The organism is Methylobacterium sp. (genome assembly GCF_019750675.1).
Classification (GTDB): domain Bacteria; phylum Pseudomonadota; class Alphaproteobacteria; order Rhizobiales; family Beijerinckiaceae; genus Methylobacterium.
Window position 1 is genome coordinate 1 of sequence record NZ_JAIEOF010000469.1, and the last position, 15386, is coordinate 15386.

A 15386-nucleotide genomic window follows, 5' to 3' on the forward strand; every position below is an offset into this window, starting at 1 on the left:
CGGCGAAGTCGGACAAGCGCCTGCGGCCGCCGGGCTCCAAGAGCGTCGGCTGGGCCCTGGTCCAGGCCGCGCGCCTGCACCGCTCCCGCGTCGGCGACCGGCTGGCGGCCCTCGACCTCTTCGCCGGGCAGGAACAGGTCGTGCAAGCGCTGGCGGCGGCCGGCACCATGACGATGGGCGATCTCGCCGCGACCCTGCGGGTGCGCCCGCCCACCGCCTCGAAGACCATCTCGCGGCTGGCGGCCCTCGGCTTCGTCGAGCGCCGGGCCGAGGCCGGTGACGGCCGCATCGTGCGCGTGCGCCTCACCGAGACGGGTCTGGCCAAGGCCGCCGCCATCGAGCGGATCTGGGACGACGTCGAGGCCGAACTCCTCGACGGGTTCGACGGCAAGGAGAAGCGCCGCCTGCGCAAGCTGCTGCGCAAGGCCGCCCGCAACCTCGCGGAGGTCTCGGGCGTGACCGGCCACGAGGTCGAGGGCGATTCCGAGATGGACGAGGACGAGCCCGACACCCTGGCGGTGCCGGAGGCCCTGTAGGCCCCACTCGCCACCCGGACGCGCCGAGAGTCGCTCAGCGCACCCGGAACGGTTCGGCGTCGCTCGCTTGCCGACGCAGGGCGGCGATCCGGGCCCGCTCCTGGATCGGCGACGGTCGCGGCGGTTCGACCGGGGCCGGCCCTCCGGCCTTGCGCATCATCCCGGAGCCCGCATGCATCGCGCGGCGCCGCCGCCGCCGATCGCGCCGGTCCCAGGTCCGGGCGAGTCGCGTCGCGATCTGGTCGAGCACCCAGACGAACGCCGAGACGAGGATCGCGAGGCTGCAGCCGACACCGATCAGGAGTCCCCAGATGCCGGGGGCGGGAAGCACCATCAGGCTGACGAGGCCGATGCTCGCCATGAGGGGTATCCAGCGCGCCATCCCGCGTCCCAACCGAATTCGTCGCGCTGATTGTCCCGCAGGGTCGATAACATTTGGTGGATGTGGCGGGTGGTGAAGGAGGCTCCGCCAACTGAGGCGTGGCGCCGGATTCGGACAGGGCGCATTGGCTGCGCCCCCGCCCTGCCCCACAGGCGGGTGCCCGCGTGGCCTTCGCTGCCCTAAAGCTGCGCGCGCGACCCGCGCCGGGCGGGGCGCCGGGAAACGGGATCGGGCCGTGGAAGTCACCTCGGGGCACGCTGCATCGCGCAGCCGGCGACTCGCCGGCATCGCCCTGATGTGCGGGACGCTGGCCTTCTTCGCCTGCCTCGACGCCTCGGCCAAGACCCTGGCCGGCCACGGCGTCGACCCGCTGCTCTCCACCTTCATGCGCTATGCCGTGAATGTCGGCCTCGTGCTGATGGTGCTCAATCCCGTGCGCACGCCCGGCGTCGCGCGCACGAACCGGCTCGGGCTGCAGGCCTTACGCTCGCTGCTGCTGTTCGGCTCCACGGCCCTCAACTTCCTGGCCCTGCGCCAGTTGCAGCTCGCCGAGACCCTCTCGATCCAGTTCGCCACGCCCCTGATGGTGGCGCTGCTCGCCGGTCCGCTGCTCGGCGAATGGTCGTCGCCGCGCCGGCTCGTGGCGGTGGGGATCGGCTTCCTCGGGGTCCTGGTCATCGTCCGGCCGGGCGTCGGCGCGTTTCAGCCGGCGGTGCTCCTCAGCATCGGCAACATGCTGTGCTACGCCTTCTACGTCCTGACCACGCGCAAGCTCGCGGGCGTCGATTCGACGGCCACCACGGTGTTCTATTCGGGGCTGGCCGGGCTCGCGGTAATGAGCCCGCTCCTGCCCTGGATCTGGACCACGCCGACGGCCTGGAGCACCTGGGCCCTGCTGGTCGGGGTCGGATTGTTCGGCACCCTGGGGCACTGGCTCCTGGTGCTGGCCCATGCCCGGGCGCCCGCCAACGTGCTGGCGCCCTTCATCTACACCCAGCTGCTCTGGTCGGTGATGCTGGGCTACCTCGTGTTCGGCGACGTGCCGAACCGATGGACGCTGATCGGCGCGTCCATCGTCATCGGGTCCGGGCTCTACCTCCTGGCCCAGGAGCGCAGGTCGGCCCGGACGCGTCCCGCTCAGCGGTGACGGTGGTGGTGACGGCGCGACTTCATGCGCGTGCGATAGGCCCGGCGGCCCGGATCGATCCCGAGGGCCCCGTTCACGGTGCCGACCGCGCCGCCGACCGCGCCGCCGACGATCCCGCCGATCGGTCCGGCGACCCGGTCGCCCTCGGCCGCGCCCCGGCGGATGCCGCCCGGCAGGCCCTGCGCCTCGGCCGCGCCCGAGAGCGCGAAGGCGGAGAGGACGAGGCTGGCGGCGAGCAGAGCTTTTCTCATGGTGCTGTCTCCCAATGACGCCGCGTCTCGGCCACCCCTCGAACTCGGCCCCGTGCCGAAACCGGCCGGCACCCGAACGCGTGCGGACCAACGGCCGAGCTTGAAATAGGCTCCCGTGGAACGACCGCAGTGTTTGAGGCAAGCTTAAAGCTCGCTGGTCTCGGGCCGGCGCCGCTGCTAGAAGCCGCCGGATGGACGCTCATGGTGATCTCCGGACGCGGCGCGGCGCGCCGATCCCGTCCGCCCTGCGAATTATGAGCCCGGCCTGCGCCTGAGGGCCGCCGCGGCGGTCCGACGCGAAGGCCGGGAGGGCGAGGATTCGCCTCCATTCCGCCGGCCCCGGTGGCAGATTGCCCGCCGACCGCCCCCAAGACCGATCAGCGCCGAAGACCCCCCAGACATCCCATGACCGACCCGACCTCTCCCGCCCGCGACTATTCGAAGACCCTGTTCCTGCCCCAGACCGCGTTCCCGATGCGGGCCGGCCTGCCGGTGCGCGAGCCCCTGCTGCTGGAGCGCTGGGCCGCCACCGACCTCTATCGCCAGATCCGCGTGCAGGCCGCCGGCCGCCCGAAATTCGTGCTGCACGACGGCCCGCCCTACGCCAACGGCAACATCCACATCGGCACGGCGCTCAACAAGATCCTGAAGGACGTGATCGTCCGCGCGCAAGGGGCGCTCGGCTACGACGCCAACTACGTGCCGGGCTGGGACTGCCACGGCCTGCCCATCGAGTGGAAGATCGAGGAGCAGTACCGCGCCAAGGGCCGCAACAAGGACGACGTCCCGGTCATCGAGTTCCGCCAGGAATGCCGGACCTTCGCGGGGCACTGGCTCGACGTGCAGCGCGCGGAGTTCAAGCGCCTCGGCGTCACCGGCGACTGGGACCACCCCTACGTCACCATGTCGTTCCCGGCCGAGGCCGCGATCGCCCGCGAGCTCATGACCTTCGCCACCACCGGCCAGCTCTATCGGGGCTCGAAGCCGGTGATGTGGTCGGTGGTCGAGAAGACCGCTTTGGCCGAGGCCGAGGTCGAATACGAGGACGTCGTCAGCGACGCGATCTTCGCGGCATTCCGGATAACCGGCGGTGCGGCGGCGGATCTCGCGGCGGCACGGGTCGTGATCTGGACGACCACGCCCTGGACCATGCCGGCCAACCGCGCCGTCGCTTACGCGAGAAAGGTGGCCTATGGCCTCTACCGGGTCACGGCGGCGGCCGAGGACAACTGGGCCAGGATCGGGGACGCCTACGTCCTCGCCGACACGCTGGCCGCGTCCGTCTTCGCGAGTGCCCGCGTCGAGGCCTTCGAGCGCCTGCGCGACGTCGCGCCGGCCGAACTCGCGGGCTTGACCCTGAGCCATCCGCTGGCCGGTCACCTGTCCGGCTACGACTTCGCCGTTCCGCTCCTCGACGGCGAGCACGTCACCGACGAGGCCGGCACCGGCTTCGTCCATACGGCGCCGAGCCACGGCCGCGAGGATTTCGAGGTCTGGATGGCCAACGGCCGCGCCCTCGCCCAGCGCGGCATCGAGACCCGCATCCCCTACACCGTCGATGCCGACGGCGCGCTGACCGAGGAGGCGCCCGGTTTCACGGGAAAACGTGTCCTGAACCAGAAGGGCGAGAAGGGCGACGCCAACAAAGCGGTCATCGCCGCGCTGACAGAGGCCGGCGCCCTGGTGGCGCGCGGCACGCTCAAGCACAGCTACCCGCATTCCTGGCGCTCGAAGAAGCCGGTCATCTTCCGCAATACGCCGCAATGGTTCATCGCGATGGACCGGCCGGTGGGGTCCCTCGGCGGCCAGACCCTGCGCGAGGTCGCCATGCGGGGCATCGAGGACACCCGCTGGGTGCCGCCCCAGGGCAGGAACCGCATCAACGGTATGGTGGGCAACCGGCCCGACTGGGTGGTCTCGCGCCAGCGCGCCTGGGGCGTGCCCATCACCGTCTTCGTCAAGCGCGGCACCCACGAGGTCCTTCGCGATGCGGCGGTGAATGCCCGCATCGAAGCGGCCTTCCAGGCGGAGGGCGCCGACGCCTGGTTCACCGATGCGGACGGTGCCCGCTTCCTGAGGCCGGAGCACGATCCGGCGGACTACGAAAAGGTCACGGACGTCCTCGACGTCTGGTTCGATTCCGGCTCGACCCACGCCTTCGTGCTGGACGACGCGGACCAGTTCCCCGGCCTCGCGGGCATCAAGCGACGCCGCGACGGCGGCGACGACACGGTGATGTATCTCGAGGGGTCCGACCAGCATCGCGGCTGGTTCCAGTCGTCCCTGCTCGAATCCGCCGGCACGCGGGGCCGCGCGCCCTACGACATCGTCCTGACCCACGGGTTCGTGCTCGACCCCAAGGGCCTGAAGATGTCGAAGTCGAAGGGCAACGTCGTCGCGCCGCAGAACGTCATCAAGGATTCGGGCGCCGACATCCTGCGCCTATGGGTGGCGGCCTCAGACTACGCCGACGACCTGCGCATCGGTCCGGAGATCATCAAGACCTTCGCGGAGACCTACCGCAAGCTGCGCAACTCGCTGCGCTGGATGCTGGGCTCCCTGGCGCATTTCGAGCCCGGTACCGAAATCCCCCACGCGGAGCTGCCCGAGCTGGAGCGCCTGATCCGGCACCGGCTGTGTGAGCTCGACGGTGAGATCCGCGAGGCCTACGCCACCTTCGACACCAAGCGGGTGGTGGCGCTCCTCAACGGGTTCATGACCGGCGACCTCTCGGCCTTCTACTTCGACGTCCGCAAGGACGCGCTCTACTGCGACCCGGCCTCTTCGACCGTGCGCCGCGCCGCCCTCCAGGTCATCGACGAGACCTTCCGCCGGGTCACGATCTGGCTCGCGCCCGTGCTGGCCTTCACGGCGGAGGAGGCTTGGCTCGACCGCTACCCGTCGGAGACCGGCTCGGTCCATCTCCAGACGCTGCCGGAGACGCCGGCCTCCTGGCGGGACGAGGCGCTCGCCGCCCGCTGGCAGCAGATCCGCCGGGTGCGCCGGGTCGTCACCGGCGCCCTGGAGATCGAGCGCACGGCCAAGCGCATCGGTGCCAGCCTCGAGGCGGCCCCCACCGTGTACATCGCGGATGCGGACCTGCGCGCGGTGGTGGAGGGCGTCGATTTCGCCGATGTCTGCATCACCTCCGCGATCCGCATCGCCGAGGGCGAAGGCCCGGCCGAGGCGTTCCGCCTCGACGACGTGCGCGGCGTCGCCGTGGTGCCGGCGCTGGCCGAGGGGCGCAAATGCGCCCGGTCCTGGCGGGTGACGCCCGAGGTCGGCGCGGACCCGGACTATCCCGACGTGACGCCCCGCGACGCCCGGGCCCTGCGCGAGTGGGACGCCGCCCACGCCGCCGATGCCGGCGCGAGCGCCGCGTGAAGCGGATGCCGCGCCATCCCTTCCCCCGCCTCGGGGGGAGGACAGGCCCGTGCGCCTGACCCCCTTCCGCCTCGGCCTCGCGGCGCTCCTCGGCACCCTCGGCCTCGATCAGGCGACGAAGCTCGGGCTGTATTTCGGCACCGACCTCGTGCTGACGCAGCCCTGGCGGCTCGCCTCCTTCGCCGAGTTCCTCGTGGTCTGGAACCGGGGCGTGTCCTACGGGATGTTCCAGCAGGAGGGCAGCCTCGGCCGCTGGGTCCTCGTGATGGTCTCCTGCGTCGCGGCGATCGCCCTGATCCTCTGGATGCGGCGGGCCGAAGCGCGCCTGCTGGGTCTCGCCCTCGGGCTCGTGGCGGGGGGCGCCATCGGCAACGCCATCGACCGGGCCGCCTACGGCGCGGTGTTCGATTTCGTGCACCTGCACTGGGGCCGGTGGTCCTGGTACGTGTTCAACGTCGCCGACGCGGCCATCGTCGCCGGCGTGGTCGGCCTCATCCTCGACAGCCTCCGGCCGGCGCCGAAGCGCGGCGATTCGCAATCGTGAGGGCGGCCCCGCATTCCGTGCGCGGATGTGATCCGTAAACCACACCGGGGATCGTTGTGCGGCGGAGGCTGGTGCGCTGCGGTCAAGGCGCCATACGATCGCCTGAAACCGGGATCAGGCCGGACGGGTCGGATCAGGCGGCGGCCGAGGGCCCATTCAAGCGCCCATTCCGGCACGGGAAACCGAGGCCGACCAGCCGGGCGAAGAACGGGGACAACATGATCGGGCATCGGGGTTTGCTGGTGGTGGTGGGCGTTCTGAGCGCGGCGAGCGCGCAGGCGCAGCAGGGCGTGTTCATGCGGGACGCCCTCAGCAATATCGGCCTGATCGAGCCCGAGAAGCCCGCCATCAATTACCGCGAGCGCGCCCCCCTGGTGATGCCGCCCAAGCTCGACGGCCGGGCCCTGCCGCCGCCGCGCCAGCCGGAAGCTTCGGCGCAATGGCCCAAGGATCCCGAGATCGTCCAGCGCGAGCGTGAGCGCGAGGAGGCCCGCAAGCCGATCGCGCGCGGCACCCAAGGGCGGATGAACGACAACAACATGACCCTGTCCATCGACGAGATGCGGGCCGGTCGCCGGGCGGGGGCCCAGGCCCGCACGGAGAACGGGCGGCCCGAGGGCGAGAACGACGACCGCAATTCCTTCTGGTCGAACCCCTTCGGACTGCGCTCGGCGGAAGTGGCGGAGCCCTCCGCGGTGGAGCCCGACCGCGACGTGCTCACCGACCCGCCGACCGGTTACCGCAAGGCGCCGCGCAAGATCGCCAAGAGCAACGGCGATCCCGTCAACAATCCCTCGCGCGAGCGCGAGGAATCCGATCCGGGCGCCTACCTGCGCGCCCGCTCGGCGAACTGAACCCGGGTCCGGTGCCGGCGCCGCGCGGGCCCCGGTCGCCGTCGAGGGCCCGACGCCCATCCGCTTCGCCCCGACCGGTGGCGCGCGGCGGGCGCAATTCCAACAGGACGGACGGCTCCGCAACGGGCCGGCCGCGGAAGGATCAGCATTGATGCATCTGTTCAGGAAGGACACGCCCCATTTCGGTCCGTCGCGCGGCCATGCCAGCGCCGGCCGGGCGGATGCCGCCTCCTTCGGGCGCTCCGAGGCGGGCGGCCCCGAGGTCAGCGCCTTCGCGCTCGACAATGGCCTCGACGTCGTCGTCGTTCCCGACCACCGCGCCCCCGTCGTCACCCACATGGTGTGGTACCGCAACGGCTCGGCCGACGATCCGCTCGGCCAGTCGGGCATCGCCCACTTCCTCGAGCACCTGATGTTCAAGGGCACCGAGCGGCATCCGATCGGCGCCTTCTCGAAGGCCGTCTCGGGCCTCGGCGGCCAGGAGAACGCCTTCACCTCCTACGACTACACCGCCTACTTCCAGCGCGTGGCCCGCGATCACCTCAAGACCATGATGGAATTCGAGGCCGACCGCATGACCGGCCTCGTCCTCGACGACGCCGTGGTGGCGCCCGAGCGCGACGTGGTGCTGGAGGAGCGCCGCATGCGGGTCGAGACCGACCCCTCCGCCCAGCTCTCCGAGGCCATGGCCGCCTCGCTCTTCGTGCACCATCCCTACGGCACCCCGATCATCGGCTGGATGCACGAGATCGAGGAGCTGAACCGCACCCACGCCCTCGACTACTACAAGCGCTTCTACACGCCCGAGAACGCCATCCTGGTGGTGGCCGGCGACGTGACCCCGGACGACGTGCGCCGCATGGCCGACGAGACCTACGGCCGCGTCACCCCGCAGGGCACCCGGCCCGTCCGCCTGCGCGCCCGGGAGCCGGAGCCCAAGGCCCTGCGCCGCCTCGCGGTGGCCGACCCCAAGGTCGAGCAGCCGACCCTGCAGCGGCTCTACCTCACGCCGTCCTGCATCACCGCGCGGGACGGCGAGTGCCACGCCCTGGAACTGCTGGCCGAGGTGATGGGCGGCGGCTCGACCTCCTACCTCTACCGCAAGCTGGTGATGGAGCTCGGCGTCGCCGTGAACGCGGGTGCCTGGTACATGGGCTCGGCGATCGACGACACCCGCTTCTCGGTCTACGCGGTGCCGGCCGAGGGCGTCAGCCTGGAGAAGCTCGAGGAGGAGGTCGACCGGATCCTGCGCCGCGTCCCCTCCGAGGCCCTTACGCCTGAGGCGATCGAGCGGGCCAAGACCCGGCTCGTGGCCGAGACGGTCTATTCCTCCGACAGCCAGTCGTCCCTGGCCCGCATCTACGGGTCGGCGCTGGCCATCGGCGAATCGATCGAGGAGGTCCGCCGCTGGCCCGCCGACATCGAGGGCGTGACGCAAGGCCGCCTCGCGGCGGTGGCCGAGCGCTACCTCGTCCCGGCGCGCTCGGTGACCGGCTACCTCACCAAGGCTCGCGAGGCCGATGCGGCCTGAGCTCCAGTTCTCGTGAGACCCGGGTGGCCTGCAGGCCGCCCGGCGCCCATCCGGACGGCAGCGGCCCCGCCGCCGCGCCCCCGCGCACAGCATGAGGTTTCCATGACCATGGCCACCAATCTGGTCGACACCGCCACCCGCTCCGCGACCTCGCCGACCCAGGCCGTTCCCGTCGCGACCGCCCCCGGCATCGAGGCGTGGCACGTCGAATCCCCGGTGGTGCCCCTGATCGCCCTGGCCTTCACCTTCGAGGGGGGCGCCGCCCAGGACCCCGAGGGCAAGGCCGGCGTCGCCCAGATGCTCGCCCGCCTCCTCGACGAGGGCGCGGGCGACCTGTCCTCGGACGCCTTCCAGGAGCGTCTGGCGGCCCGGGCCATCGAGCTGTCCTTCCATGCCGGGGCCGATGCGCTGGGCGGCTCGCTCAAGATGCTGGTCAAGCACGCGGACGAGGCCATCGACCTCCTCGCCCTGGCGCTGGCCAAGCCCCGCCTCGATCCAGACGCCATCGAGCGGGTGCGCGCCCAGACCCTGGCGAGCCTGCGCTACCAACAGAACGATCCCGGCGTGATGGCCTCGCGCCGCTTCTTCGCCGAAGCCTATGCCGGCCACCCCTATGCGCGCCCGTCCTCCGGCACCGCCGAGAGCATCGCGGCGATCACCCGCGACGACCTCGTGGCGATGCATCGCCAGATCATCGGACGCGGGGCCGTGAAGGTCGCGGCGGTCGGCGCCATCGACGCCGAGCGCCTCGCCGAGTCCCTGGACCGGGCCTTCGGCAAGCTCGACATGGCCGCGCCCCTCAAGGCCGTGCCGCAGACGCGGGTCCAGAACCTCGGGGCGCGCCACGTGGTCGACCTCGACGTGCCGCAATCGGTGATCCGCTTCGGCCTGAACGGCGTCCCGTGGCGCGACCCCGACTTCATCCCGGCCTACGTCCTCAACCACATCCTCGGCGGCGGTTCCTTCACCTCCCGCCTGTTCCAGGAGGTGCGCGAGAAGCGCGGCCTCGCCTACTCGGTGGGCACCTCGCTCGTGAGCCACCGCGCCGCCTCGATGACCTGGGGCTACACCGCCACCAAGAACGAGCGCGTCGGCGAAGCCCTGTCGGTGATCGGCGAGGAGATCGGCCGGCTCATCAGCGAAGGTCCCTCGGACGACGAACTGCAGAAGGCCAAGGACTACCTCACCGGGTCCTACGCGCTCGGCTTCGACACCTCGACCAAGATCGCGCACCAGCTCGTGCAGATCGCCTTCGAGGGGCTGGGCATGGACTACATCGCCCGCCGCAACGATCTCGTCGCCAACGTGACGCAGGCCGATATCCGCCGCGCCGGCGCCCGCACCTTCGCGGATGGTCGCATGCTGGTGGTGGCCGCCGGACGCCCGACCGACTTCTAGGGTTCTGGCATGCGGGGGCGGTCGCGGATCGCCCCTGACAACCCGGCGGTCTCGCGTACGCTTCCCCCTGGTCGGCCAAGGTTCGCCGCCTACCTCGCAGCGTGAGAAGCGAATCTCATCGCCGTGCCGGAGAGCGTGCCCGTGGCCCACGAGGAATCCCCAACGGGGCAGCGGGCCCTGCGCCCGGCCGTGATGCTGGGCGCGCTCGGCATCGTCTACGGCGACATCGGCACCTCGCCGCTCTACGCCTTCAAGGAGGCGGTGCGCGCGGCCAGCGCCGGGGCGCCGCCGACGCCGATCGCGGTGACGGGCGCCGTCTCGCTGATCCTGTGGTCACTGATCCTCATCGTCGCCATCAAGTACGCGGTGCTGATCCTGCGCGCCGACAATCGCGGCGAGGGCGGCATCGTCGCCATGTTGGCCCTGCTCGGCGCCCGCCACGCCAAGCCCGGCTCGTGGACCGGCGTGCTCCTCGTGGTCGGCCTCGTCGGTGCCGCCCTCCTCTACGGCGACGGCGCGATCACGCCCGCCATCTCGGTGCTCTCGGCGGTGGAGGGCCTCAAGGTCGAGGCGCCGGGGCTCGCGCGCTTCGTGGTGCCCATCACCATCGCCATCCTCATCGGCCTGTTCCTGGTCCAGAGCCGGGGCGTGGCCTTCATCGGCCGCATCTTCGGCCCCGTGATGCTCGCCTGGTTCGTCGTGCTCGCGCTGCTCGGCCTCGGCGGTATCTGGCACGCGCCGCAGATCCTGGCCGCGGCGAACCCGCTCAAGGCCATCGAATTCCTGGGCCACGCGGGCTGGCACGTCAGCTTCGCCATGCTGGGCGCGGCCTTCCTGGCGGTCACCGGCGGCGAGGCGATGTATGCCGATCTCGGGCATTTCGGGGCCGGGCCGATCCGCGCCTCCTGGTTCGGCCTCGTGCTGCCGGCCCTGGTGATCCATTATTTCGGGCAGGGCGCGCTCCTGCTGGTCGAGCCCGACGCCATCGAGAACCCGTTCTACCGCCTGAGCCCCGACTGGGCGCATTACCCGCTGATCGGGCTGGCGACGGTGGCCACCGTCATCGCCTCGCAATCGATCATCTCGGGCGCCTTCTCCCTCACCCAGCAATCGATCCAGCTCGGCTTCCTGCCGCCGATGCGGGTGGTCCATACCGCCCGGCACGAGCGCGGGCAGATCTACGTGCCGCTGGTGAACTGGCTGCTCGCCGCCGCCACCCTGAGCGCGGTCCTGATCTTCGGCTCTTCGGACGCGCTGGCCGGCGCGTACGGCATCGCGGTGGCCTCCCTGATGGCGATCACCACCCTGCTCGCCGCCCTCGTGGCGTTGAAATGGGGCTACAACCCCGTGGCCGTGCTGGCGGTGAACGGGTTCTTCCTCCTCATCGATCTCGTGTTCCTGGGCGCCAACAGCGTGAAGCTGTTCGAGGGCGGCTGGTTTCCGCTGATGCTCGCCGCCCTGGTGGCGTTCCTGATGCTGACCTGGCGCAAGGGCAACCAGCTCGTCGAGGCGGCGCGGGTTTCGCTGCGCCAGCCCGAAGGCGAGTTCCTGGAGCAGCTCCGGCGCGCGCCGCCCATCGTCCTGCCGGGCAACGCCGCCTTCCTGTCCTCGGCCACCAGCGCGATTCCGCTGCACCTGTCCCGCTTCGTCGAGCGCAGCCACGCCCTGCACGAGCGCATCCTCATCGTCACCGCCCGCTACGAGGAGGAGCCCTCCCTGCCCCGCGACCAGCGCGCGGAGGTCGTGGTGATCACGCCCGACATCATCCGCGTGATCCTGCGCTACGGCTTCATGGAGGACGCCTCGGTGCCCGACGGCCTGCGCTGCGCCGTCGAATCCAAGCGCCTGCCGCCCGAATGGCTCGAGGATCTCACGATCTTCATCGGGCACGAGACCATCATCCCGAAGAGCGACCAGCGCGGCATGGCGACCTGGCGGGAGGAGATCTACGCTTTCCTGCTGCGCAACGCCGAGCGCACCGGCGCGCATTTCTGCGTGCCGACGCGGCAGCTGGTGGAGGTCGGCACCGAGATCGAGATTTGAGCCCGGGGCATCAACTCTCGCGCGGACTCCGCCCTATGGTCTTGCGGGCAGCGCTCCGGGTGTCGCACAAGGAAGCGGCGCGGGCGGGCGGCCCGGCCGCGCCGAACCCGGGACGTGTAGCGTAGCGATGACCGAACTGGCGCCGAAGGCCCTGGCGATCCGCCTACGGCAACAGGCGATCCTCTCCGATTTCGGGGTCGAGGCCCTGCGCGCCACCGAATTGCTGCCCCTGCTCCAGCGCGCCACCGAACTCTGCGCGGAGGGGATGGAGGCGCAGTTCTGCAAGGCGCTGGAATACAAGCCGCACCAGGATTGCCTCCTCGTCTGCGCCGGGATCGGCTGGGCTGCGGACGCGGTGGGCACCACCATCATCGGCGCCGACCTCGCCTCGCCGGCGGGCTACGCCCTGAAGACGGGCCGGCCCGTGATCTCGAACCACCTCGAGAACGAGACGCGTTTCCGGACCCCGAAGCTGATGGCCGACCACGGCATCCGCCGGGCGATCAACGTGCTCATCGCCAACCGCGACGGCAATTACGGCGTGCTGGAGGTGGACGACACCCGCGAGGGCCAGTTCGAGGAGGCTGACATCGCCTTCATGCAGGGCTTTGCCAACCTCGTCGGCGGCGCCATCGAGCGCCAGCGGGCCGAGGCGCGGCTGAAGGCGGCCCTGGAGCGTCAGGAACTCCTGTCCCGCGAGATGAGCCACCGGGTGAAGAACAGCCTCGCGGTGGTTGCGGGCTTCCTCGGGCTGCAGGCCCGGGGCTCCGACAACGCCGACGTGAAGAGCGCGCTGGCCGATGCCCGTACCCGGGTGGAGGCGGTGGCCCAGGTCCACGACCAGCTCTGGCGCCAGCCGAGCCTGGAGGCGATCGACGTCGCGGGCTTCCTCGAGGCCCTCTGCGCCAAGCTGCAGGAGAGCGCGCCGCGTCATCGCATCGTCTGCCGCGCGGTGCGGGTGAACATCCCCGCCGACCTCGCGATCCCGCTGGGTCTGTTCGTCAACGAACTCGTCACCAACGCGATCAAGTACGCCTACGCGGAGGGCGAAGGCGAGATCCGGGTGGACGCGCGGCCCGACGATGCGGACGGCCTGATCCTGGGCGTGGCCGATGACGGCGTCGGTCTGCCGGAGGGGTTCGATCCGGCGGCGGCGCGAAGCGCCAGCCTCGGCATGCGCATCATCAACAGCCTGGCGCGCCAGCTCGGCGGCGCGCTGACCGTCGCCCCCGACGTCCAGGGGGCGCATTTCTCCCTCCGGGTCGCGCCGCTGGCGTGAGGGGGAGCGCCGTGCGCTCCCCGGCCGCTCAGACCAGCCCGAGCTTCTGGGCGAGCCCGATCCGCTGGAGCTTGCCGGTGGCGCCCTTGGGGATCTCGTCGAGGATCAGGATCTTGGCGGGCACCTTGAAGGCGGCCAGGCGCTCCGAGGCGAAGCCGCGCAGCTCCTTCTCGGCCAGATGCTGGCCCTCGCGCAGGACGATGGCGGCGCAGACGTCCTCCCCGAGCTTGTCGTGCGGCATCGCGAAGGTGACGCATTGCGACACCGCCGGGTGGTCCATCAGGATCTCGTCGACCTCGCGGGGCGAGATCTTCTCGCCGCCCCGGTTGATGATCTCCTTGAGGCGGCCGGTGATCGAGAGGTAGCCCTCGGGCGAGAGCGAGCCCTGGTCGCCGGTGCGGAACCAACCCTGCTTCGTGAAGGCCTCGGCATTGGCCTTGTCGTTGTTCTCGTAGCCCGACATCACGTTGTCGCCGCGGATGACGATCTCGCCGGTCTCGCCGGGGGCCAAGGGCTCGCCGTCCTCGTCCACGATGGCGATCTCGGGGCCCGCCGCGAGGCCGACCGAGCCGGCATGGTGCGGGCGCGGCGGCAGCGGGTTCGAGGCCATCTGGTGGGAGGCCTCGGTCATGCCGTAGGCCTCGATCAGGGGCGCGCCGAACACGTCCTCGATCTCCTTCATGACCTGCGGCGGCATCGAGGAGGAGGAGGAGCGGATGAAGCGCAGGGGGTTGGCCTCGATGATCTCCCGGTTGCGGGAGGCGCGGCCGAGGATCGCCTGATGCATCGTCGGCACCGCCGTGTACCAGGTCGGGCGGACCTCGCTCATCCAGCCGAAGAACTTCAGGGCGTTGAAGCCCGGCGTGCAGCAGACCTGTCCGCCCGCCGAGAGCGGCGCCAGGATGCCGGCGATGAGCCCGTGGATGTGGAACAGCGGCATGATGTTGAGGCCGCGATCCTGCGCCGTGAAGGCCAGGGTGGTGCGGATGTTGCGGGCCGAGGCGCAGACGTTCGACTGCTTGAGGGGCACGATCTTCGGGCGCGAGGTGGTACCCGAGGTGTGCAGCACGAGGCCGATATCGTCCGGGTGCGCCGGGCCGTCCTGCGGCGCGGGCGCGGTGGCCTTGCCTTCGAAGGACAGGGTGAAGCTGCCCGCCCCCTCCGCCGGGGTCGGGGTCAGGCGCACCACCGGCACGCCGAGGCGCGCGGCCACCGCCACGGCGGGGCTCTCGGAGCCGTCCGCGACCACGAGGAGCTTCGCGTTGAGGTCGGTGAGGTAGAACGTGAACTCGTCGGCCTTGTAGCTCGGGTTGAGGGGGGCGGCCGTGGTGCCCGCCCCGATGGCGATGAAGGCGGCGGCCATCTCCGGCCCGTTGTCGAGGACGATGCCGACCCGGTCGTTCCGGCCGATCCCCTGCGCGTTCAGGGCCGCGATGGTGCGGTCCGTGAGGGCGCGGAGCTGTCCGAAGGTCAGCGGCACGCCGCCGGGGCTCGACAGGGCGGTGGCCTCGTCGGCGCCGGCCCGGATCAGGGCGTGGAGGGTGGTGGCGGGATTGGCGTGGGAAGTCTCGGCCATGGCGAAGCGTCCTCGAATGTCTCTGGGGTTCAGGCCGGCGTGATGGAGAGGCGTCCCTGCACCCGCTCCAGGCTCTGGGAGAGGAGGCGCATCAGGGCGTAGACGGTGCCGATATGCGGGGTCGGGGTGTCGGTGAGGCGCCCGAGCTCGATGATCGAGCCGACCAGGGCCTCGAGTTCGATGGGTCGGCCCGCCTCCACGTCCTGCAGCATCGAGGTCTTGTGGGCGCCGACCTTCTCGGCGCCCGCGATGCGGCGCTCGATGCCGAGCTTGAAGGTGATGCCGAGGCGGTTCGCGATGGTCTCGGCCTCCCGCATCATGTCGGCGGCGAGCGCCCGGGTCTCGGGGAAGCGGCAGATGTCCACCAGGGTGGCGTGGCTGAGCGCCGAGATCGGGTTGAAGCTGAGATTGCCCCAGAGCTTGAGCCAGATCTCCGCCCGGATGTCGCTGGTCACCGGCGC

General features: G+C 71.0%; 13 protein-coding genes. 9 read left to right on the forward strand and 4 right to left on the reverse strand.

Translation table 11 applies throughout. The features are described 5' to 3' along the window. Positions 1-536, forward strand: a 536-nt coding sequence (locus K2X24_RS24270; protein ID WP_292501955.1) for a MarR family winged helix-turn-helix transcriptional regulator, incomplete at its 5' end; no start/stop codon positions are given. Between the two features lie 34 nt (positions 537-570). On the opposite strand, the gene K2X24_RS24275 is transcribed toward K2X24_RS24270, so the two are convergent. Further along, positions 571-897 (reverse strand): hypothetical protein, encoded by a 327-nt coding sequence (locus tag K2X24_RS24275; RefSeq protein WP_292501957.1) that lies wholly within the window; start codon positions 895-897, stop codon positions 571-573. A 316-nt stretch (positions 898-1213) separates the two neighbouring features. On the opposite strand from K2X24_RS24275, the gene K2X24_RS24280 reads away from it, so the two are divergent. Further along, a complete protein-coding gene (locus K2X24_RS24280; RefSeq protein WP_292501973.1) occupies positions 1214-2065 on the forward strand; it encodes a DMT family transporter in 852 nt (283 codons plus the stop codon). Here the strand turns inward: K2X24_RS24280 and K2X24_RS24285 are convergent. Next, the gene (locus tag K2X24_RS24285) at positions 2056-2316 is read right to left on the reverse strand and encodes a hypothetical protein (protein WP_238278571.1); all 261 of its coding nucleotides are present in this window, start codon (positions 2314-2316) and stop codon (positions 2056-2058) included. The genes K2X24_RS24280 and K2X24_RS24285 overlap by 10 nt on opposite strands. A 405-nt stretch (positions 2317-2721) precedes the next feature. Here K2X24_RS24285 and ileS point away from each other — a divergent pair, with 405 nt between their 5' ends. From ileS to K2X24_RS24320, 7 genes are all read left to right on the forward strand, one after another. Beyond that, positions 2722-5700, forward strand: coding sequence for an isoleucine--tRNA ligase (gene ileS, locus K2X24_RS24290; protein WP_292501960.1), 2979 nt, complete (start codon positions 2722-2724; stop codon positions 5698-5700). Between the two features lie 55 nt (positions 5701-5755). Beyond that, positions 5756-6244, forward strand: a complete 489-nt coding sequence (gene lspA, locus K2X24_RS24295; RefSeq protein WP_292501976.1) for a signal peptidase II — start codon at positions 5756-5758, stop codon at positions 6242-6244. Between the two features lie 218 nt (positions 6245-6462). After that, positions 6463-7098, forward strand: coding sequence for a hypothetical protein (locus K2X24_RS24300; protein WP_238278567.1), 636 nt, complete (start codon positions 6463-6465; stop codon positions 7096-7098). Between the two features lie 151 nt (positions 7099-7249). Next, positions 7250-8629 carry a pitrilysin family protein gene (locus tag K2X24_RS24305; RefSeq protein ID WP_292501963.1) on the forward strand — a complete coding sequence of 460 codons (1380 nt, stop codon included), beginning with the start codon at positions 7250-7252 and terminating at the stop codon, positions 8627-8629. A gap of 102 nt (positions 8630-8731) precedes the next feature. Continuing rightward, positions 8732-10027: a pitrilysin family protein gene (locus tag K2X24_RS24310; RefSeq protein WP_292501965.1), complete on the forward strand. Its 1296-nt coding sequence runs from the start codon at positions 8732-8734 to the stop codon at positions 10025-10027. 192 nt (positions 10028-10219) lie between these two features. After that, the gene (locus K2X24_RS24315; RefSeq protein WP_292501977.1) at positions 10220-12070 is read left to right on the forward strand and encodes a potassium transporter Kup; all 1851 of its coding nucleotides are present in this window, start codon (positions 10220-10222) and stop codon (positions 12068-12070) included. 127 nt (positions 12071-12197) lie between these two features. Next, on the forward strand, positions 12198-13349 hold the full coding sequence (locus K2X24_RS24320; protein WP_292501967.1) for a histidine kinase dimerization/phosphoacceptor domain -containing protein: 1152 nt from the start codon (positions 12198-12200) through the stop codon (positions 13347-13349). Positions 13350-13377: 28 nt separating this feature from the next. Here K2X24_RS24320 and K2X24_RS24325 read toward each other — a convergent pair whose 3' ends face one another. Further along, positions 13378-14925 carry an acyl--CoA ligase gene (locus tag K2X24_RS24325; RefSeq protein ID WP_292501969.1) on the reverse strand — a complete coding sequence of 516 codons (1548 nt, stop codon included), beginning with the start codon at positions 14923-14925 and terminating at the stop codon, positions 13378-13380. A 29-nt stretch (positions 14926-14954) separates the two neighbouring features. After that, positions 14955-15386: ketopantoate reductase C-terminal domain-containing protein (locus tag K2X24_RS24330; RefSeq protein ID WP_292501971.1), on the reverse strand; the 432-nt coding region annotated here is incomplete at its 5' end.